The organism is Sphingomonas sp. QA11 (assembly GCF_028473665.1).
GTDB classification, from domain to species: Bacteria; Pseudomonadota; Alphaproteobacteria; order Sphingomonadales; family Sphingomonadaceae; genus Sphingomonas; species Sphingomonas phytovorans.
The window spans coordinates 3,507,511-3,527,505 of the sequence record NZ_CP098774.1 but is presented as its reverse complement, the minus strand read 5'-3'; the positions used below and the strand labels follow the sequence as shown (position 1 = coordinate 3,527,505).

Below are 19,995 nucleotides of genomic sequence, written 5' to 3'. Positions count from 1 at the left end.
CGAGACGTGCAACGGCACCGCGACGCGAGGCGGGCCAGCCATCAGGGCTGCAGCACCTCAAGCACGGTGGTGTAGCTCATCCGCTTCTCGCCGTTCGGGATGACGGTGCTCGGCGCGGTGGTCGATGCTGACATCCAGTACATGCCGGCGCCAGGCCAGGTGATCGCGACCTGCCCCTGGGCGTCGGTCTTCAGCGCGATCTCATTGACCGAGGTGCGGTAGCGGCTGCCGCCCGGGATCACGGTGACGGCAATGTTCGCGGCCGGCTTGCCGTCGGCGATCAGCTTGAACGTCGCTGGCTCGCCCGCGACCAGGTCGTTGGGATGGGTGACTGGGACGAGTTCGAGGCCCTGGCCGGTCGGCTTGAGCACGGTGTCGGTCGGCGCGCCCGATGTCACGAACACCTCGTTGCGGCTGATCGTTTCGCTCAGCTTCACGTCGGTCGCCCCGGCCGGCACGGCGGTGGCGAGCTTGTCGGCGGTGGTGCCTCGCGGCAGGCGCTGCTCGACGCCGTTGACCTTGAAGCTGCCCATGATCCCGGCATTCTGGATCACGATCTTGTAGGTGCCCTTCTGGGTCATGTGCAGGTCGAAATTCGCCCGGTACTGGCCGATGTTCATATGCTCTACCTTGCCTGGCGTGCTGTCGGGCTGGACCACCGCTGGCTCGGCGCGCAGCGGCTGGTGATCGGGAAAGAACAGGTCGTTCGACGCGGCGGCGTCGAAGGTGATCCAGTCGTCGTCACCCGATACGATCGTGGTCGAGGGCAGCATCCAGAGGCGATGCGCCTGCAGCGGCGCGGCGATCGCGGCCGTACAGACGGCGGCGGCAAGCAGTTTGTGGAGGGTCTTCATGGGCGGATCCTTCCGGAACGATTATGATCAGGGCTTGAAGGTGACGGAGACGGCGCCGAGTTCGGTCTTCCCGGCGGCGCGGGCCGTCTGGCCAGGCTTGGCCGGCCAGGCGAAGGGAAGGCGCAGGACCTCGCGCCCGCCGGTCTCGCGCGCGGCCTCGACGACCAGGGTGTATTCGCCGGGCTTGAGCCCGAGCTTGGCGGCATTGAAGCTCAGCGCCTGGACGCCAGGCGCGCGCGTCGCGCCCGATGTGCCGTCGGCGACGAAGGCGTTGGTACGGCCGGAGGCACGCCACCAGGAACGCACCTCGTTCAGCCATTTGCGGCCTTCGTTCTTCGCCTTCTTCACATCGTACCAGACCGACAGCGTCCTGGCCGGGGCGCCATTGCCCTCGACGAAGATCGCCACATAGGGGCGGTGATATTCGGCGACCGACAGGCGCGGCACGGTGACGGCGACGTCGATCGTCTGGGCGAAGGCGGGCGTGCCCGCGGCCAGCCCGGCGACGGGAATGCCGGTGAGGATCAGGCGGTGGCTGAGCTGCATTGACGGAACTCCCGATGGATTAGTGGATGAAGAAGACGGCGAGGCCGGCCGGAATGGCGAGGCCGAGGGCGACGAGCGGCCAGGTGATCGGGCGCTTGGCCGCGTGGAGCTGGAGCAGGACCAGCCCGGTCAGCGCGAAGACGAGGCAGGCAAAGGCGAAGATGTCGATGAACCATTTCCACGCGGCGCCCGAATTGCGCCCCTTGTGCAGGTCGTTGAGATACGAGATCCAGCCGCGATCGGTGAATTCCGACGTCACCGCGCCTGATGCCCGGTTGATCGAGACCCAGCCGTCGCCGCCGGGCCGGGGCAGCGCCAGATAGATTTCGTCGGCGGACCATTCGGCATCGCCGCGCGCGCTGGCGGGAAAATGTGCTTCGACCCAAGTCGCCACCTCGGGCGGGAGGGGTTTCTTGACGTCGGGGCCCTCGACCGGGGCGACGGCGCGCAGCAGCGGCGCCGGCAGCGCCGCGGCCTTTGCGACGACCGTCGGTTTGGCCTCGATATCGGCCGCGTGGTTCAGCGTGAATCCGGTGACGGCGAACAGCAGGAGCCCGACAAGGCTGAGCGCTGAGCTTATCCAGTGCCAGGTGTGAAGCTGCTTGAGCCAGAAGGTCTTGCGCCGTGGCTTCTGCCGCGCGGCCTGGATAGTCATTACTGGCGGACGGCCCCGGCTCGAAGTGAGAGTGAGTCGCGATAACGCAAACGACTCGCAGTTGCAAGACTTAGGCGGGGCCTGTGCCGTGGCGGCGAAGGCTGACCGTCCCGATAACAAGGCTTGCCCCGATCATGCGCAAGGCGGCATAGGCGCCCCCTTTGTGTGCTGAGTCGGAGGTCGGCAATGGAACATGTTGCCGCTGGCACCGCGATCGGCCTGGATTTCGGGACCACCAACAGCGTGCTCGCGCGGGCGGGCGCTGATGCGGGCGCGACGCTGGTCGAGTTCGATGGCCCCGAGGCACGCGGCGCGGTTTTCCGGTCGGCGCTCTGCTTCTGGCATGACGATGATGTGCGGGGCGGCCTGGCGGTCGAGGCGGGCCCTTGGGCGATCGCCGAATATCTGGAGTATCCGCAGGACACGCGATTCATCCAGTCGTTCAAGTCGGTCGCGGCCAGCGCGGTGTTCGAACACGCCTCGGTGTTCGAGAAGCGCTACCGTTTCGAAGAGCTTGGGCGGCTGTTCCTCGACAAGCTCGCGGCGCATGCCGGTGGCGGCCTGGACGTAAAGCCCCAACGAGTCATCGTCGGGCGTCCGGTCGAATATGCCGGCGCGCGGCCCGATGTCGCGCTCGCCCGGCAACGCTATGACGCGATGTTCGCTGGCTTCGGCGCCGAGATTCACTATGTCTATGAACCGCTCGGCGCGGCGTTCAGCTATGCGACGCGGCTTGAGGAACCGGCCACGATCCTCGTCGCCGACTTTGGCGGCGGCACCAGCGATTTCTCGGTGGTGCGCGTGGCGGAGCCGGGGGCAGCCAAGCGCTGCGTGCCGCTCGGCCATGCCGGCATCGGCATCGCGGGCGATCGTTTCGACCAGCGCATCGTCGACCGGCTGGTGCTGCCGATGCTCGGCAAGGGCGGCAGCTATCGGTCGTTCGACAAGGTGCTCGATATCCCCGGCGGCTATTTCAATGATTTCGCTGACTGGTCGCGGCTCGCGCTGATGCGCAATCGCCGCACGCTCGAGGAGCTGAACCGGCTTCAGCGTTCGGCGATCGATCCAGCGGCGATCGGGCGGATGATCGCGCTGATCGAGAACGAGCTTGGTTTCCCCTTGTACGACGCGGTCGGCCGTCTGAAGCGCAGCCTGTCGACTGACGACCTGGCTCATTTCCACTTCGCGGGCGCCGGGCTTGAGGTCGAGGCGGACGTTGCGCGGGCTGAGTTCGAGGGCTGGATCGCCGAGGATCTGCGCCGCATCGATGCGACCGTCGATCGCGCGCTGTCCGCCGCCGGGCTCGGCGCTGACGGGATCGACCGGGTGTTCCTGACCGGCGGTTCGTCGCTGATCCCCGCCGTCCGTGCGCTGTTCTCGCGGCGCTTCGGCGATGCGGCGATCAGCTCGGGCGACGAACTGACCTCGATTGCCCATGGCCTCGCCCTGATCGGGCAGCAGGACGATATCGCCGCCTGGTCGGCCTGACGCCGAATCGCAACGGTAACGTCATCAAAGCTGCATCGATCGCCGGTATGATTCCCGGACGATCGCCAGTGTTCCCGCCAGAGGCGAGACCGCGATCGTCTTGATATTACGGGAGCGAACCGCATGATTCACCTCGGCGATATAGCAGCTGACCGGACCGACATGCTTGCACGGTTCCATGCTACTTTCGGGCAGGATAATTGGGTTCACCACACCTCCGGCTGGACGCTGATCGGCGTCAACCCGGCATCGTTCGACACTGATCCCGACAGCCCGCAAATGGCGTGGCTGGGCGGGGTGCTAGATGCGAGCGCGGGCCCGATCGGCCTGTTCCTGAACAAGCCGTGGTTCAAGATGGTCGATGGCGATGTCTCGCGCGATACGCGGCGTGGCCTTGAGGCGCTTTTCGACGGCCATGACCTTCGCTTCGTCGCACAGGGCCATGTCCATCAGGTCAATAATCGGCCCACTGACGGTATCGGCATCGACTGGCTGCCCTCGGTGGCGGTCGTCGAGCATGGCGGAACGGAAGATGGTGGCGCTCGTCTGGCCGGGCTCGCCCGGTTGAAGCTCGATCGCACCGGCCACCGTTTCGAAGCTTGCGACGTGGTTGGCATGGCCCATCATGTCGTCGAGTTCCCCGGCGTTCCGGCGGCGCGCGCTCAACCCGAACTCGCCGACGCCTGAGGGCGCGCGCCTCATGTATCGGCGGGCGTCGCAGCAATACTGCCACGTTGAGTCTATAGGCCGATGGTGCCGTCCTCGTCGCGAGAGACGAGCACGGGTCTAGCCGCGCAACGCCGCCGAGATGCTCTTGAGCCCGCCTTCAAGTTCCTCGGCGGTCGGCCAGCCATAGCCGAGGCGGAAACAGGTGTCGGGCCGCTCGAACCAGTGGCCCGGGCCGACATAGCATCCATGCTCCTCGATCAGGCGTTTGTAGAAGGCGTCGACGCCACCGGGCGGTTCCCGGCGCATGCGGGGGAAGCACACGACGCCACCCCTGGGCGCGACCCATTCAAGCAGGTCCTCGCCCGCCATCCATTCGGTTATCCGGGTAAGGCGACGGCGCATTTCGGTCAGCACTGGCTTGAGAATATCGTCGCGGCGCGACAGGATCTGCTCGCCGACCCACTCGTCGATCACGCTGCCGCAGATGCTGATCTGTTCCTTGGCGGCGAGGAATCGTTCCTGAAGCGCCGGGTCCCTGCAGGCGATCCAGCCGATCCTGATGCCGGGCACGCCATAGGCCTTGGAGAGCGACGCAACGCTGATGACATGGTCGCCCAGCGACGCGGCCAGCGGCAGCGTGCCGTCGAGCGACAGGTCGCGATAGGTCTCGTCGACCAGCAGGATGCAGCCGCGCTTCTTCGCCAGCGCGACCAGTTCGTGCAGTTCGGCCTCGGCCAGCATCGTGCCGGTCGGGTTGTGCGGGGTGGTGATGCTGATGATCCGGGTCTGCGGCGTGACCGCGGCGGCGATGGCGGCGGGATCGATGCGGAAGCCGCTCTCGAAGCCGAGGTCGACCTGGGTGACCTTGCAGCCGATCGCGCGGGGCGTCTCTAGGTTTGTCGCATAGTTCGGCCTGATCACGACGAGATGATCGTCGGTGCCGAGCAAGGCGGTGGCGATGATGAACAACGCCCCGGCCGCGCCGACGGTGACCAGGATGTCGTCGGCCTCGACCCCGCCGCTTGCCTCGGCGATCAGGCGACGCAACGTCGCGCCGCCGCGATGCTCGCCATAGAGCAGGGTCAGGTCGGGAACATGCAGGCCCAGGTCGCCCAGGCTTCGGTCGGCGACCGAGCTTTCGGAAAGATTATAGCGGATCCGGCCATAGCCATATTCCTCGGGTGACTCGACCTCGATCGGCATCCGGACATAGCGCATCGGTTCCTCCCCCCACTTTGCGACCGCGAACTCTGGCATCGCGATCCTGCACGCGCGGCGGCGCCGGCGCCATCCCCTGGGAGATCGGAACGAGCCGCGGCGCGCGCGGCTGAGCCGGAGAGGGGCGCATGGCCGCTACCGGATGGCAACGGCCATCGCTCTCAGTCGCGGATACCCCGCAGGTCGTGCACCTGGTCGGCCACCCGGTCCGCCTCGAAGCTCGCGACCGGATAGGCGCAATAATCCGCGGCGTAATAGGCGCTCGGTCGATGATTGCCCGAGGCGCCGAGGCCGCCGAACGGCATCGATCCGGCGGCGCCCGTGGTCGGTCGGTTGCGGTTGACCACGCCAGCGCGAATATGGCGCTTGAACCGGTCCCATAGCGAGTCATCGTCGCTGATCAGCCCGGCCGACAGGCCGAAACGGGTCGCGTTGGCGGCGGCGATGGCGGCGTCGAAATCGGCCACGCGCGTCACCTGGAGCACCGGGCCGAAAATCTCCTGGTCCGGCACGTCGACCCCGGTCACGTCGAGGATCGTCGGGCCGACGAACGCGGTCGACCGGCCGGGTCGGCCCTCGAACGGACGGATCGCCTGCGCGCCGAGCTTCATCAGTTCCTCGGCCTGGAGCGACACGCGCGCCGCCGCCCCGGGGGAGATCAGGGGCCCCATGAAAGGTTCCGGCATATCGTCCCACGCACCGATCGTAATCCGGTCGGACAGGGCGGCGACCGCGGCGACGATCGCCTCGCCCTTCGCGCCCTCGGGCACGATCAGGCGGCGCGCGCAGGAGCAGCGCTGGCCGGTGGTGATGAACGCTGACGCGACGACGATCGAGGCGATCGCTGCCGGATCGCCGTCCCAGGCGATCAGCGGATTGTTGCCGCCCAGTTCAAGTGCGAGGATCACCTTGGGCCTGTCGGCGAAGATGCGGCTGAAATGAGCGCCGGCGCCGGCCGATCCGGTGAACAGCAGCCCGTCGATATCCTCGGCGATCAGGGCGGCGCCGGTGTCGCGGCCACCCTGGACGACGGTGAACACGCCCTCGGGCAGGCCGGCCTTGCGCATCGCCGCGCCGATCAGCTCGCCGACGAGAGGGGTCTCCTCGGACGGCTTGAACAGGATCGTGTTGCCCGCCAGCAGCGCCGGCACGATATGGCCGTTGGGCAGGTGGCCGGGGAAATTATACGGCCCAAGCACCACCATCACGCCATGCGGGCGATGGCGCAGCACCGCGCGGCCGAACGGCGCATCCTGTTCGCGGCTGCCGGTGCGTTCGGCATAGGCGGCGATCGACAGGTCGACCTTGCCGATCATCGAGGCGAGCTCGGCCTTCGTTTCCCACAGCGCCTTGCCGGTTTCGCGCGAGATCGCCGCGGCGATGGCCTCGCCGTCCTCCTTCAGCGCGTCGCGGTAGCGATGGACGAACGCGATTCGCTCCTCGACTGTCGTCGCCGACCAGCCGTCAAAGGCGGCGCGCGCCGTCGTGACCGCGGCGGCACAATCGGCCGCGCTCGTCTCGGGACCGGACCAGACCATTTCACCGGTGGCAGGGTCGAAGGAGTTGAACAGGTTGGTCATATCGGGTCGTCATCTCGCTAGGCATCGCGGTTCGATCGCAATGTCGGCCTCGGCGGGCGAGAGATCAAGCGCGGGAAGCAGCCTAATGCACATCCCGTCCCATCGCCCGCCGGAACGGACCCGGGCAAGGGCAGGTCAGCCGGGCCGGTCCTTGATGAAATCCACGAACGCGCGGAGCGGCGCGGGGAGGTAACGGCGGCCGGGATAATAAAGGAACGGGCCGGTGAAGCGCTGCCACCACGGTTCGAGTACCGGCACCAGCGCACCATTGTCGAGATGCGGCTTGAGCCAGTCCTCGAACAGATGGACGATGCCCAGCCCGCCGATCGCCGCATCGACCAGCAGGTCGGCCGAGGCGCCCGGCTGGATCAGCAGCGGCCCGGCCGGGTCGATCCGCACGATCTCCCCGTCGCGCTCGAATTCCCAGACGGCGATCCGCCCGCTGGAGAAGCGCCCGCGCATGCAGGCATGGTCGAGCAGGTCGCGCGGATGATCCGGCCGACCATATGCTGCGAGATAGGCGGGCGCGGCGGCGGTGGCGATGCACTGGAAACGCGGGCCGATCGGCACCGCGATCATGTCCTGCTCCAGCCGCTCGTCATAGCGGATGCCGGCGTCGTGGCCGGTGGCGAGAATGTCGATGAAGCCATCCTCGCTCGTCACCTCGAGGCGGATCTCCGGATAGGCCTTGAGGAATGGCGTCACGATCGACGGCAGCACGATCCGCGCGACATTGGCCGGCACGTTGAGCCGCAGCGTACCGGCGGGCCGGTCGCGAAAGGCGTTGACCACGTCGAGCGCAGCCTCGACCTCGCCCAGCGCCGGGCCGAGCCGTTCGAACAGGCGTGCGCCTGCCTCGGTCGGCGTGACGCTGCGGGTGGTGCGGTTGAGCAGGCGCACGCCGAGCCGTGCCTCCAGCCGGCGGATCGCTTCGCTCAGGCCTGATGCTGACGCCGTCCCGGCGCGTGCCGCGTCGCGAAAGCCACCGGCGCGCACCACCGCGGCAAAGGTCGCCAGATCGTCGAGCTCGGTCGCCATTGTGCATATTATCGCACGGCTTGTCCCGATTGTCCTGTCTTATAGTCCGGTCGTGCCGGGCACATATCCTGTGCAGGGAAACCTCTGGAGACCGGATATGACCGACACCACCACCTTCCGCCTCGGCGACCGAATCGTGAACCGCATGGGCTATGGCGCGATGCAGCTTGCAGGGCCGGGCGTGTTCGGTCCGCCCAGGGACCGTGACGCGGCGGTCGCCGTGCTGCGCGAAGCGATCGCGAGCGGCGTGAACCATATCGATACCAGCGATTTCTATGGCCCGCACGTCACCAACCAGATCATCCGCGAGGCGCTTCATCCTTATCCCGAGGCACTGACGATCGTGACCAAGGTCGGCGCGGTGCGCGGTGACGATGCGTCCTGGAATCCCGCGATGAGCCCCGCCGAATTGACCCGAGGCGTGCACGACAATCTGCGCAACCTTGGCGTCGAAGCGCTCGACGTGGTGAATCTGCGCATCCTCGGCGATGGCCATGGGCCGAGCGAGGGTTCGATCGCCGAGCGATTCACCACTCTGGCGGACCTGCGGCGTCAGGGACTGATCCGGCATCTCGGCCTGAGCAACGTGACATCGGCGCAGGTCGCCGAGGCGGAACGTATCGCGCCGGTGGTGTGCGTGCAGAACCAGTATAACCTCGTCCACCGCGAGGACGATGCGCTGGTCGACGAACTGGCGGCCAGGGGCATCGCCTATGTGCCCTTCTTCCCGCTTGGCGGTTTCTCGCCGCTTCAATCCTCGTCCCTGTCAGACATCGCGACGCGGCTCGGCGCGACGCCGATGCAGGTCGCGCTCGCCTGGCTGCTGCGGCGCTCGCCGAACATCCTGCTGATCCCCGGCACTTCCTCGACCGGGCATTTGCTCGAGAATCTCGCCGCGGCCGATCTTGTGCTGTCGGACGCGGTGATCGGTGAGCTCGACCGGATCGGCACGACCGGCGACTGAGATGGCGTGGGCGGACGCGCCTGTCGCGGCGAGCCGCCGCGCGCAGGCCGGGCGATGCTTGACCGGATGTTCAACCTCGGGCTGATCTCGAGGGAGGCGCGGCGAATCCTGCGCGAATACCCGAGGTCCGGCGCGGCGGGAACGCCATCACGGCGGTCGGCACGATTTGTCATTATTGCATGACTTATGGCGCGTGCTACGCGCCTGTCATGGCGATCCCGATCGATCCAGAGATCATTGCCGCGCGCGCGGCCCAGGCGGCCCATTTTCCCGCCTTCGACGTGACGGTCCTGCCACCGGCCGAGGCGCGGGCGCGGGCGAACGCGGCGGCACGCTATTTCAATGACGGCCTGCCCGAGATGGGCGGCGTTGAGGATCGCCGGATACAGGGACCGGGCGGCCTGATCCGCCTGCGCATCTATACGCCCATCGCCGCCACCGCGCGGGGCGCGATCTTCTATCTCCATGGCGGCGGCTGGTGTGCCGGCGACGTCGACACGCATGATCGCATGCTGCGGTTGCTGGCGCAGCAAAGCGGATCGGTACTGTTCGGTGTCGATTATCGCCTCTCGCCCGAACAGCCCCATCCTGCCGCGCTCGACGACTGCCTGGCGGCATGGGAGTGGATCGAGCGCCGCGCCAGGCGCTATGCGCTCGATCCGGCGCGCTTCGCCTTTACCGGTGACAGCGCGGGGGCCAATCTGGCGCTGTCGCTGGCGATCCGGCTGCGCGATGCCGGGCGGACGATGCCGGCCGGCTGCGCGCTGCTTTACGGGTGCTTCGCGCCGGGGCTCGATACGGAAAGCGCGCGCACTTTCGGCACCGGGCCCTATGGCCTGACGGCGGAAAGAATGGCCTGGTACTGGGGAATCTATCTCGGACCGGCGAAGGATGCGCCGCCGGTCGAGGCGACGCCGCTATATGCCGATCTCGTCGGCCTGCCGCCGATCTTCCTGGGCGTTGCGGAGGCGGACACGGTGGCGGACGACAGCCGCTTGCTGCTCGAGCGGCTGGAGGCGGCGGCGGTGCCGGCCGAACTGGTGGTGTGGCCGGGCGCGGTGCACGGCTTCCTGCAGATGACGCGTGACGTACCGATCGCGCGCGCGGCGATCGATGATATCGCGCGGGCGATCAAAGGGTGGATCGTCTAGAATGGCGAGGCGGCAGTGCCGCCTCGCCAGCGAGGTCAGGCGGGTCAGATCAGGGCTTGAGCCCCTTCGCCATGTTGAGATGCGCGGTCACGGTCGGGATCAGGCCGGTCGCGAAGGTCTTCAGGGCGGGAACGTCGCCGGTGGTCGAATAGCCGCGTACCGCATCCAGCGTCGCCTGGTGTGCGGCGACCTGGTCGGCGACATAGGCTGTGTCGAAATCGGCGCCGGTCTTCGTCTTGAGGGCATCGAGCTTCTGCTGTTGGTCGGCCGTCAGCGTCGCATCCGGCGTGATCGCCGGGGTCGCGCTCGCCGCGGCCGTCTTCAGCTTGGCGGTCGAGGCGGTATGCGCATCGACCATCTTCTTCGCGAACGACTTGATCGCGGCTGATTTCGACGTGGTCAGCGCGAGCTGGGATTCGGCGATCTCGAACGCGTCGCCTGAAGCCGCGGCGTTGGCGAAGCTCTGGCCGGCGCTCGGCAACGGTGCCGCCAGACTGTCGTTGCCGGCCGTCATCGAGCTGCCGACCTCGGTCGAGACGGTGTTCGTGGTCGTGGTGCTCGTCTCGCTCTTCTGGCCGCATCCGGCGAGTGCAAGCGTCGCCGCCGACAGCATCGCGATGGTTTTGTAGCGCATTATTCCGTCTCCTGTTGATCGCGCACAGCGGCGCCCCGCGCACCAACCTTCGGCGGCGAAGGACGTTCCGCCCGGTAAATTTTCGTGCGATGCTTCGGGACGGACCTTTTGGCGTCCGGCCCCGTTCTACGAGGCGCGCGGCGAGGTCGGGCAACGGCAATACCAAGGAGAAGAGCAATGGGCATTTTCGGTAACATCATGGACAAGATCTTCCATCATCAGTCCGCCGCGCCGCAGCCTGCGCCCGCCGAGGCGACGCCCGACGCCGCAGCACCCGAGGCGGCGACGCCCGAGCCGGCGGCCGCACCCCAGAATGTCGATGTCGGCGCGGTGCTCAGCGAAATGGCGTCGATGAAGGACGATGGCGGCGGCAACTACCAGACGTCGATCGTCGACCTGCTGAAACTGCTCGATCTCGATTCGAGCCTTTCCGCACGGAAGCAACTGGCGGACGAACTTGGCGTGAGCGGGGAAGATGGCAGCGCCGAGAAGAATATCGCGCTCCACCAGGCGGTGATGGCCAAGCTCGCCGAGAATGGCGGCGTCGTGCCGGACAGCCTGCGCAACTGAGCCGATGCCGGGCAAGGTCGCCCGGCCTGTCTCATATGCCAATTTCCGCGATGACGGGCCGGTTAACCGGCCCGTCATTGCAAATGCTCAATTAAATATCTGAAAACAAACAATAATAGCCAGAATGAAAATGTCAGCTACCCTCATGACATTTCCAGCGGGCACCTGATCCGACCCGGCGGTGCCGGGCGCTATCCGGCCTCATGGTCGATCCGCTCGTCAGCCTTCCACCTGGGCCAGCACCTTGCGCGCCTGGTTGAGATGTGGCCGGTCGATCATCTTGCCGTCGAGCTTGAGCGCGCCCGCGCCGGGGTTGGCGGCGAAGGCTTCCACCACCGCATGAGCATGAGAGATCTCCGCCTCGCTCGGGCTGAAGCCGGCGTTGATCGTTGCGACCTGCGCCGGGTGGATCGCCATCATGCCGGTGAAGCCGTCGCGCCGCCCGCGCGCGACATAGGCGGCGAGGCCGTCGGTGTCGGCGATGTTGGGATAGACCGTTTCGATCGCCGCCACGGTGGCGGCATGCGCGCCGAACAGGGTGAGCGCGCGGACCATCTCATAAGGCGCTGTATAGCTGCCGTCCTCGTTGCGCGAGCTGGTCGCGCCGATCGCGGCGGGCAGGTCCTCGGCACCCCAGGTCAGGCCGGCGAGATGATCCGCGACCTCGCCATAGGTGGAAAGCTGGAACACCGCGGCGGGGGTCTCGCTGGCGATCGGCAGGATCGGCGGTGTCGTGCCGCCGACCAGGTCGATCAGCGCGCGGACGGAGGGAGCGCCCTCGGCCTTGGGCAGGATGAGGCCGTCGGGCGCGGCGGGGAGGATCGCCTCCAGGTCGGCCCGGGTCTCGCCGCTGCCGAGCGGGTTGATCCGGACGAAGCAGGGGACGCTGCGCCCGTCCTTCAGCCAGGCGGCGATCGCCGCACGCGCTTCGGGTTTCTTCTCCGGCGCGACCGAATCCTCGAGATCGAGGATCAGCGCATCGGCGCCGCTCGCTGCTGCCTTGGCGAAACGTTCCGGGCGATCCCCGGGGACAAACAACAGCGACCGAAGCTTCATCTTTTCACCTTCATCGACACATCTCGCCGCCGCTCTGGCACAGGCGCGACAATCCCGTCCACCGCGGCGGTCGGCGCGATGGGCGCGATTTTCGGTATGTGGTCGCCGCTGGCGAGGCAGCGTGACGGATGGGGAGCACGGAACCACGGCCCGACCGCGCTCGTTTTCGCATCGCCCTTCATCGGGCGTGTAGCGTAACCAGTACCGAGAGGTCATTATGAAGACGCTTCTAGCAATTGCCCTTGTCACGGGCGCCACCACCGTTTCGATATCGCCGGCCGATGCCAGGCAGGGATGCGGGCCGGGCTATCACCGGGGGCCGGCGGGCCATTGCCGCCCCAATCGCGGTCCCGCGGTGGTCGTCGCGCCGGGGCCGCTCGTGGTCGGCAACTTCTATCATGGCCGTGGCTACTGGGATGGTCGGCGTTATTGGCAGCACCGCTATCGCGGGCATGGTGGCTGGCGCTACCGCTGATAGCGCCAGCACCCGCTCCGCTGGCGGCACTGTTGCGGACGATCGAGCGCGCGACGCGTTCGATCGTCCCTGTCGCATGTTTTCCCAAATTGCACAGGACAATCTGGTTCAGGCTCAGGCGATCTACCCATTAATATTCACACTCTAGAGAGTGAGTGTTGACTCCAGGCAAGGCGCGCGGCATTCTCCTGCCAACGAGCCGGCATTAACGACCGGTGTCGATTGGGAGAGACAGGATGAGGGCCATTCTTCTTGCGTCGGCTTGCGCCGCCGCGTTCGTCGTATCGGCAACGCCGGCGCTGGCACAGGCGATCGCACCGCAAGCCGATACCCCGGCCACCACGCAGGAAGAGGCTCATGACGCGAACGACATCGTCGTCACCGCCACCCGCCGCAACGAACGCATCCAGGACGTTCCGCTCAGCATCACCGCCTTCTCGCAGGAACAGCTGACCGAGAAGGGAATCGTCGGCTTCGAAGGCATCGCCCGGGAGACGCCGGGTGTGGTGCTCAACCGTCCGACCCAGAATTTCAACAATTTCACCGCGCGCGGCATCGCCACCAACGGCTACAACGCCAATCTCCAGAGTTCGGTCGCGGTCTATATCGATGAGCTGCCGGTCTCGACCATCGGCAACACCACGGTGGTCGACCCCAATCTGTTCGACGTGGAGCGCGTCGAGTTCCTGCGCGGGCCGCAGGGCACGCTGTTCGGCTCCGGCTCGCTGTCGGGGGCGATGCGCATCCTGACGAAGAGCCCGAACCTTCATGAGTTCGACACCTCCGCACTCGTCGATATTGGTCTGACCGGGTCGGATTCGGTGCGCCAGCGCTATAATGTGATGGTCAACATCCCCGTCGTGACCGACAAGCTCGCGATCCGCGGCGTCGGCTTCTATCGCCATGAGGATGGCTATCTCGACAATGTCGGCACCGGCATCCACAATTCGAACAAGCTGATCGACTGGGGCGGGCGCCTCGTCGCGCTGTGGCGGCCGACCGACCGGCTGTCGATCAAGCTGCTCGGCTCCTATGAGAACAGCGATCCCAAGGATTCCTCGCTGACCAGCCCGGCGCTCGGGCGCGAGAAACGCGTTTCGGACCAGCCGGACCGCTTCACCGGCAAGCAGCTCGTGCTCAACGGCACGCTCGACTATGAGTTCGATTTCGCCAAGCTGACCAGCTCGTCGACCTATTCGAAGTTCGACCAGCGCTTCTGGGTTGACCTCGGCGGCACCTTCCCGCGCGGGTCCTTTCCCGGTGCGCCGATTGCGTTCGGCCTGGATGCGAACGGCTATGACAAGGTGTTCGTGCAGGAGACCCGGCTCGTCTCGTCGCTGGACGGCCCTTTCCAGTTCGTCGTCGGCGGCTTCTACATGCACCGCCGCCGCGACGTCGATTATTTCTACCGCTCCAGCCTTCCGTTCCTGCAGTCACGCGGCTTTACGGGACTGCCCGACCAATATTACCAGAAGCAATATACTCATCAGATCAGTGAAGAACTCGCCGGTTTCGGGGAGCTGACCTATCGCTTCTCGAGCAAGTTCTGGCTGACCGGCGGCATGCGCTACGGCCGTACCTCGGCCCAGGGGTTCACCGAAGCTGGCGGGTATCTCGCGACGGCGGCGGGCTTCAACTATTTCGATTACGCGCTGGGCGGCTTCAGGAATGTGAACTTCAACCAGTTCACACCCTATGCCGCGGTCGCCGGTGTGAAGGCATCGGGATCGAAGCCATCCTGGAAGGCGAGCGCCAGCTTCAAGCCCACCGAGTCAGTGACGACCTATGCCACCTTCTCCACCGGTTTCCGCGCCCCGATCGTGAATGCGTTCGCGGGGCGTCCCAGCCTGGTGAATCCCAACGACATCATCATCCCCAACGGTGCGTCCTCGGACGATCTGAAAAGCTATGAGGTCGGCGCCAAGGGGCGCTTCCTCAACGGGCTGGTGACGATCAATGTCGCGGCCTATCTGATCGACTGGAGCAATATCCAGGCACAGGCCAACCGCGTATCGGACTCGGTGCAGTTCGCCACCAATATCGGTGGGGCACGCAGCAAGGGCTTCGAAGTCGAGATGGGCATCATCCCGGTCAAGGACGTCTTCATCGGCCTGAACGCGGCGTATAATGATTCGAAGATCACCAAGCTGAGCGCGACCGAGGCCGCGATCTCCGGCGCGGTGCTCGGGCACAGGCTCTCCGCACCGCGGCTCCAGGGCGCGCTCTACGCGTCCTATGGCTTCGATCTCGGCAACGACACCAAGGCGAACTTCGCCGTGAATGCGCAATATGTCGGCTCGTACAACAGCTCGTTCCCGAACACGCCGGGCGCGCCGACCGTGCCGTTGTCGACCTTTGGCAAGACCGACGAATATGTGAACACGAACCTGACCTTCGGCCTCAAGCGCGGCGACATCTCGGCGCAGCTCTATGTCGAGAATGTGTTCGACGATCACTCGATCACCTACATCCATCCCGAAGCGTTTCTCGTCAGCCGGTTCGGTACATTGCGGCCGCGTACGATCGGCATCCGCCTCGGCTACGGGCTCTGATCGGTGGCCGCCGGTTCCGTTCCCCCGATCGGCGTGACGGAGCCGGCCGCCGCGCGTTCCGCCCCGGCCACCAGCGCCCGTCCGTGGTTCATGCTGGCCGCGCTCACCTTCGTCTATGTCCTCAATTTTCTCGACCGGCAGCTGATCGGCATCCTCGCCAAGCCGATCCAGGACGCCTTGCAGGTAACCGATGGTCAGCTTGGACTGATCGGTGGCCTCTATTTCGCGATGTTCTATTGCTTCATCGCGATCCCGGTCGGCTGGCTGGCCGACCGGACCAACCGCGTGAACGTCCTGTCGTTCGCCTGCGCGATCTGGAGCGGCGCGACGATCGCCTGCGGCATGGCGGGGAATTATACGCAACTCGTCGTCGCCCGCATGGTCGTCGGTTTCGGTGAGGCCGGGGGCGTGCCGCCATCCTACGCGATCATCACTGATACCTATCCGCCCGGCAGGCGCGCGGCGGCGCTCGGCATCTTCAATCTCGGCCCGGCGATCGGCGCCGCGATCGGCGTGGCGTTCGGCGCCGCGATCGCTGAGCGGTTCGGCTGGCGCATGCCGTTCATCATCATCGGCGTCATCGGCGTCGTCACGGCGCTGCTGGTGCGGCTATTCCTCCGCGAGCCGGAACGCGGCGCGACCGACCAGGTGCGCGCGAGCGACGGGTCGGACAAGGCTCCATTCTGGCCCACGTTGCGCATGTTCTTTACGCACCCGGTGCTCATGCTCGCGGCGCTGGGCAGCGGCGCGACTCAGTTCGTCACCTATGGCCTCGGCAATTTCGCCGTGCTGTTCCTGATGCGCGACAAGGGCATGGTGCTGAGCGAGGTTGCGATCTGGTACGCGCTGGTGCTCGTTCTCGGCATGGGCGGCGGGATGGTCATTTCCGGCCGGGTGATCGACCGCATGACCCGAACCTCGCGCGCTGGCTATGCCGTCGCGCCCGCACTGTCGCTCGCGGTGGCGATGCCCTTCTACCTTGCCTTCATCTGGGCGCCGGGTTGGCCGCTGGCGCTCGCGCTGCTCGCGGTCGTGATGATGTTCAACTATTTCTACCTCTCCGCCTCCGTGGCGCTGGTGCAGGACGAAGTCAGGCCCAACCAGCGCGTTCTGGCCGGAGCGTTGCTGCTGCTGGTGATGAACTTCATCGGTCTCGGTCTCGGGCCGACCTGGGTCGGTCAGGCAAGCGACTGGTTCAAGGTGCATGGCCATCCCCAGTATCTGCAATCGGCCCTGTACACGCTGACGCCCTTCTACCTGATCGCGATCGCGCTCTTCCTCCGGCTCGCACGCATCCTGCGCCGCGAAAGCCGCAACCCCGTCGAGATGTCAGCATGAAACAATTGTGCGTTGCCGCGCTGGCGGCCTTCCTGCTTCCGACCGGTCCGGCATTTGCCCAGTCGGCGACCGTCGATGCTCCCGCAGGAAGTGTACAGGGCAGCGTCCAGGGTGATGTTCGTGTCTTCAGAAGCATCCCCTATGCACAGCCGCCGGTTGGGGCGATGCGCTGGAAGGCCCCGGCCGCGCTCCCGGCCTGGCAAGGCGTGCGCAAGTCGACTGAGTTCGGGCCGGCCTGCGTCCAGCCGCATTCGAAGGCGGTCGGCATCTACACCAACCCGCCCGAGAAGATGAGCGAGGACTGCCTGACGCTCAATATCTGGGCACCGAAGGACGCGAGGAACCTGCCGGTCTTCGTCTGGATCCACGGCGGCGCGCTGGTCGGCGGCTACAGCCATGAGCGGACGTATGACGGCGCGCGCATGGCCGGGAAGAAGGTGATCGTCGTCTCGATCAACTATCGGCTCGGCGTGCTCGGCTATCTCGCGCATCCGGCGCTGAGCGCTGAATCGGCGGAAGGTATCTCCGGCAATTACGGCCTGCTCGATCAGATCGCGGCGCTTGACTGGGTCAAGCGCAACATTGGCGCGTTCGGCGGCGACGCCGGCAACGTCACGATCGCGGGGGAATCGGCGGGCGGCCTCAGCGTGATGTATTTGATGGCCTCACCGCGCGCGCGCGGGCTGTTCCACAAGGCCATCGCCGAAAGCGCCTATATGATCTCAACGCCCGAGCTGAAGCAGACGGCGCACGGCACGCCCTCGGCGGAAGCTGCCGGGACTCAGATCATGACGGCGCTGGGGGCGGCCGATCTGCCGGCGTTCCGCGCGATGGACGCGGAAAAGCTCACGGATTCGGCCGCGGCCAGGGGTTATGGCCCCTGGGGCGCCGTCGATGGCAAGGTGCTGACCCGCCAGCTCATCGACACCTGGAATCGCGGCGAGCAGGCGCCCGTGCCGGTCCTCGCCGGCTTCAACAGTGGTGAAATCCGCTCGCTCCGTGTCCTGCTGCCGCCGGCGCCGGCCAACGCCGCTGCCTATGAGGAGACGATTCGCGGCCGTTATGGCGATCTCGCCGACTATTATCTCAGGCTCTATCCCGCTGGCACGATCGACGAGAGCATGCTCGCCAATACCCGCGATGCACTCTACGGCTGGACCTCGACCCGGCTGGCGATCGGCCAGACAGCGATCGGCCAGCGCGGCTATCTCTATCTGTTCGATCACGGCTATCCGGCCGCCGACGATAACGGCCTGCATGCGTTTCACGCATCGGAACTGCCCTATGTCTTCGGCACGACGGGCCAGACGCCGCCTTATTGGCCGAAGGTGCCCGACACGCTGGCCGAACGGCGCCTGTCCGACGCGATGATGAGCTACTGGACGTCGTTCGCGACGACCGGCGATCCGGTCGCCAAGGGCCAGCCCGCCTGGCAACCTTATGGCAAGGACGCGAACTACATTGCCTTCGCGCAGGTGCCGACGCCGGGCAGGAAGCTCTTCCCGGGCATGTTCGCGCTGCACGAAGCGGCTGTCTGCCGCCGGTCCGCGGCAGGCGACCAGCCGTGGAACTGGAATACCGGCGTCATCTCCCCGGTGCTGGCAAAGGTGGCAAACTGCAAATGATCGACGGTGAAATGCAGCCTTTCGACCTGACGCTCGACAAGTTTCTGGAACATGCAGCCAAATGGCATCCTCGCCGCGAGGTGGTGACTGCCTGCGAAGATGGGCGGATCGCCCGGATCGGCTATGGCGAGTTACAGGCGCGCAGCAGGCGCGTGTCGGCGGTGCTCGACGGGTTTGGCGCGCGGGCGGGGGACAGAATCGCCACGCTGGCGTGGAACAGCCAGGCGCATGTCGAGACCTGGTATGCCGTCATGGGCATGGGGGCGGTCTGCCATACGCTCAACCCGCGGCTGACCGGCGCGCAGCTTGCCTCGATGGTCGAGCAGTCGGGCGCGCGGATGCTGGTCGCGAGCGCCGACCTGATGCCGCTCGCCAGCCAGATCGCCGAGCGGGTGCGGGCGATCGAGTACGTACTGGTGATCGACGGGCCCGGCCAGGGCGTGGCGGGGACCGCGCGCGTCGTCGAACTCGAACCGCTGATCGCCGACGCGTCCCCGACCGTGTCCTGGGGAGGCTTCGACGAAACCGCGCCCTGCGGCCTTTGCTTCACTTCCGGCACCACGGGCGCGCCCAAGGGGGTCACCTACACACACCGGTCGAGCTTCCTGCACACGTTGCGGCTGCTGCAGGCGGACGTCATGGCGATCTCCGCCAAGGACAGCGCGCTGGTCGTCGTGCCGATGTTCCACGCCAATGCCTGGGGACTGCCCTTCGCGGTGCCCGCGGCCGGCGCGAAGCTGGTGCTGCCCGGAAGGCGGACTGACGGCGCGAGCCTGGCGCGTCTGATCGTCGCTGAAGGGGTGACGATCGCGGTGGGCGTGCCGACCGTCTGGCTCGGGCTGCTCGACCACCTCGAGGCCACCGGCGAAGAGGTGCCGACGCTCCAGCGAATCATCATGGGCGGTGCTCCGCTGGCGCCAGCGCTGATGGAGCGTATCGAGCGCCGGCTCGGCGTGACGGTACAGACGAGCTGGGGGATGACCGAATTGTCGCCCTCGGGCACCGTCTCCCCGCCCAATGATCCGGCCCGGTCCGCCGCCCTGGCGGGGCGTCCCGCGATCGGGGTTGATCTGTTGCTGGTCGATGCGGAAGGAAACGCCTTGCCTGAACAGCGCGGGCCGGAGGGGCATCTGCGCGTGCGCGGCGCGGCGGTGGTCGAGCGCTATTTCGGCCAGGAGCAGAGCGCGACCGATGCCGATGGCTGGTTCGGGACCGGCGATCTCGCGCGGATCGACATGGACGGCAATCTGATCATCACCGGCCGGGCCAAGGACCTGATCAAGTCGGGCGGCGAGTGGATCAACCCGGCCGAGATCGAAGCCGTGGTCGGCGCGCTGCCGGAGGTGTCGCTGGCCGCGGTAATCGGGCGGCAGGACGATAAATGGGGCGAGCGCCCGATCCTGCTGGTGGAGATGCGCGATCGACAGGGAATTAGCGACGAAGCGCTGCTGGCACCCCTGAAAGGGCGGGTCGCGCCTTGGTGGATCCCCGATGCGATCGTGCGCCTTCAGCACATGCCTCTGGCGTCGACCGGCAAGATCGACAAGATACGCCTGAGATCCGAATACGGCAGCGCGTGAGC

Annotated in this window: 19 protein-coding genes; 10 read left to right on the top strand and 9 right to left on the bottom strand. The window is 66.5% G+C overall.

Annotated features, from left to right (window positions below; translation table 11 throughout):
- Positions 1-41 precede the first annotated feature (41 nt).
- Genes NDN01_RS16390 through NDN01_RS16380 form a run of 3 tightly spaced genes read right to left on the bottom strand, consistent with a single transcriptional unit; the run spans position 42 to position 2,055 of the window.
- A complete protein-coding gene (locus NDN01_RS16390; protein WP_272622825.1) occupies positions 42-854 on the bottom strand; it encodes a DUF4198 domain-containing protein in 813 nt (270 codons plus the stop codon).
- A 27-nt stretch (positions 855-881) separates the two neighbouring features.
- Positions 882-1,400, bottom strand: a complete 519-nt coding sequence (locus tag NDN01_RS16385; protein ID WP_272622824.1) for a DUF2271 domain-containing protein — start codon at positions 1,398-1,400, stop codon at positions 882-884.
- Between the two features lie 19 nt (positions 1,401-1,419).
- Positions 1,420-2,055 (bottom strand): PepSY-associated TM helix domain-containing protein, encoded by a 636-nt coding sequence (locus NDN01_RS16380; RefSeq protein ID WP_272622823.1) that lies wholly within the window; start codon positions 2,053-2,055, stop codon positions 1,420-1,422.
- Between the two features lie 186 nt (positions 2,056-2,241).
- On the opposite strand from NDN01_RS16380, the gene NDN01_RS16375 reads away from it, so the two are divergent.
- Both NDN01_RS16375 and NDN01_RS16370 read left to right on the top strand, forming a co-directional pair.
- Positions 2,242-3,543, top strand: coding sequence for an Hsp70 family protein (locus NDN01_RS16375; RefSeq protein ID WP_272622822.1), 1,302 nt, complete (start codon positions 2,242-2,244; stop codon positions 3,541-3,543).
- Positions 3,544-3,705: 162 nt separating this feature from the next.
- The gene (locus NDN01_RS16370) at positions 3,706-4,230 is read left to right on the top strand and encodes a hypothetical protein (RefSeq protein WP_272622821.1); all 525 of its coding nucleotides are present in this window, start codon (positions 3,706-3,708) and stop codon (positions 4,228-4,230) included.
- A 99-nt stretch (positions 4,231-4,329) separates the two neighbouring features.
- On the opposite strand, the gene NDN01_RS16365 is transcribed toward NDN01_RS16370, so the two are convergent.
- From NDN01_RS16365 to NDN01_RS16355, 3 genes are all read right to left on the bottom strand, one after another.
- Positions 4,330-5,430, bottom strand: a complete 1,101-nt coding sequence (locus tag NDN01_RS16365) for a pyridoxal phosphate-dependent aminotransferase (RefSeq protein WP_272622820.1) — start codon at positions 5,428-5,430, stop codon at positions 4,330-4,332.
- Positions 5,431-5,591: 161 nt separating this feature from the next.
- A complete protein-coding gene (astD, locus tag NDN01_RS16360) occupies positions 5,592-7,010 on the bottom strand; it encodes a succinylglutamate-semialdehyde dehydrogenase (protein ID WP_272622819.1) in 1,419 nt (472 codons plus the stop codon).
- Positions 7,011-7,145: 135 nt separating this feature from the next.
- Entirely contained in the window at positions 7,146-8,048 is a 903-nt protein-coding gene (locus tag NDN01_RS16355; RefSeq protein ID WP_272622818.1) for a LysR family transcriptional regulator, read from the bottom strand.
- A 97-nt stretch (positions 8,049-8,145) separates the two neighbouring features.
- On the opposite strand from NDN01_RS16355, the gene NDN01_RS16350 reads away from it, so the two are divergent.
- Positions 8,146-9,012, top strand: coding sequence for an aldo/keto reductase family oxidoreductase (locus NDN01_RS16350; RefSeq protein WP_272622817.1), 867 nt, complete (start codon positions 8,146-8,148; stop codon positions 9,010-9,012).
- 209 nt (positions 9,013-9,221) lie between these two features.
- The gene (locus NDN01_RS16345) at positions 9,222-10,163 is read left to right on the top strand and encodes an alpha/beta hydrolase (RefSeq protein WP_272622816.1); all 942 of its coding nucleotides are present in this window, start codon (positions 9,222-9,224) and stop codon (positions 10,161-10,163) included.
- A 49-nt stretch (positions 10,164-10,212) separates the two neighbouring features.
- Here NDN01_RS16345 and NDN01_RS16340 read toward each other — a convergent pair whose 3' ends face one another.
- The gene (locus NDN01_RS16340; RefSeq protein ID WP_272622815.1) at positions 10,213-10,797 is read right to left on the bottom strand and encodes a DUF4142 domain-containing protein; all 585 of its coding nucleotides are present in this window, start codon (positions 10,795-10,797) and stop codon (positions 10,213-10,215) included.
- Between the two features lie 177 nt (positions 10,798-10,974).
- On the opposite strand from NDN01_RS16340, the gene NDN01_RS16335 reads away from it, so the two are divergent.
- Complete coding sequence (locus NDN01_RS16335; RefSeq protein ID WP_272622814.1) at positions 10,975-11,367, top strand: DUF3597 family protein; 393 nt, start codon at positions 10,975-10,977, stop codon at positions 11,365-11,367.
- Positions 11,368-11,586: 219 nt separating this feature from the next.
- On the opposite strand, the gene NDN01_RS16330 is transcribed toward NDN01_RS16335, so the two are convergent.
- Positions 11,587-12,423, bottom strand: a complete 837-nt coding sequence (locus NDN01_RS16330) for an HpcH/HpaI aldolase/citrate lyase family protein (RefSeq protein WP_272622813.1) — start codon at positions 12,421-12,423, stop codon at positions 11,587-11,589.
- Positions 12,420-12,605 (bottom strand): hypothetical protein, encoded by a 186-nt coding sequence (locus tag NDN01_RS16325; RefSeq protein ID WP_272622812.1) that lies wholly within the window; start codon positions 12,603-12,605, stop codon positions 12,420-12,422. The genes NDN01_RS16330 and NDN01_RS16325 overlap by 4 nt, the downstream gene beginning before the upstream one ends.
- Positions 12,606-12,640: 35 nt before the next feature.
- Here NDN01_RS16325 and NDN01_RS16320 point away from each other — a divergent pair, with 35 nt between their 5' ends.
- From NDN01_RS16320 to NDN01_RS16300, 5 genes are all read left to right on the top strand, one after another.
- A complete protein-coding gene (locus tag NDN01_RS16320) occupies positions 12,641-12,898 on the top strand; it encodes a GCG_CRPN prefix-to-repeats domain-containing protein (RefSeq protein WP_272622811.1) in 258 nt (85 codons plus the stop codon).
- A gap of 236 nt (positions 12,899-13,134) precedes the next feature.
- Entirely contained in the window at positions 13,135-15,450 is a 2,316-nt protein-coding gene (locus NDN01_RS16315) for a TonB-dependent receptor (protein ID WP_272622810.1), read from the top strand.
- 3 nt (positions 15,451-15,453) lie between these two features.
- Positions 15,454-16,788, top strand: a complete 1,335-nt coding sequence (locus NDN01_RS16310; RefSeq protein ID WP_272622809.1) for a spinster family MFS transporter — start codon at positions 15,454-15,456, stop codon at positions 16,786-16,788.
- Positions 16,785-18,413 carry a carboxylesterase/lipase family protein gene (locus tag NDN01_RS16305; RefSeq protein WP_272622808.1) on the top strand — a complete coding sequence of 543 codons (1,629 nt, stop codon included), beginning with the start codon at positions 16,785-16,787 and terminating at the stop codon, positions 18,411-18,413. The genes NDN01_RS16310 and NDN01_RS16305 overlap by 4 nt, the downstream gene beginning before the upstream one ends.
- Positions 18,410-19,993 (top strand): long-chain-fatty-acid--CoA ligase, encoded by a 1,584-nt coding sequence (locus NDN01_RS16300; protein WP_272622807.1) that lies wholly within the window; start codon positions 18,410-18,412, stop codon positions 19,991-19,993. Before NDN01_RS16305 ends, NDN01_RS16300 begins: the two co-directional genes overlap by 4 nt.
- Positions 19,994-19,995 lie beyond the last annotated feature (2 nt).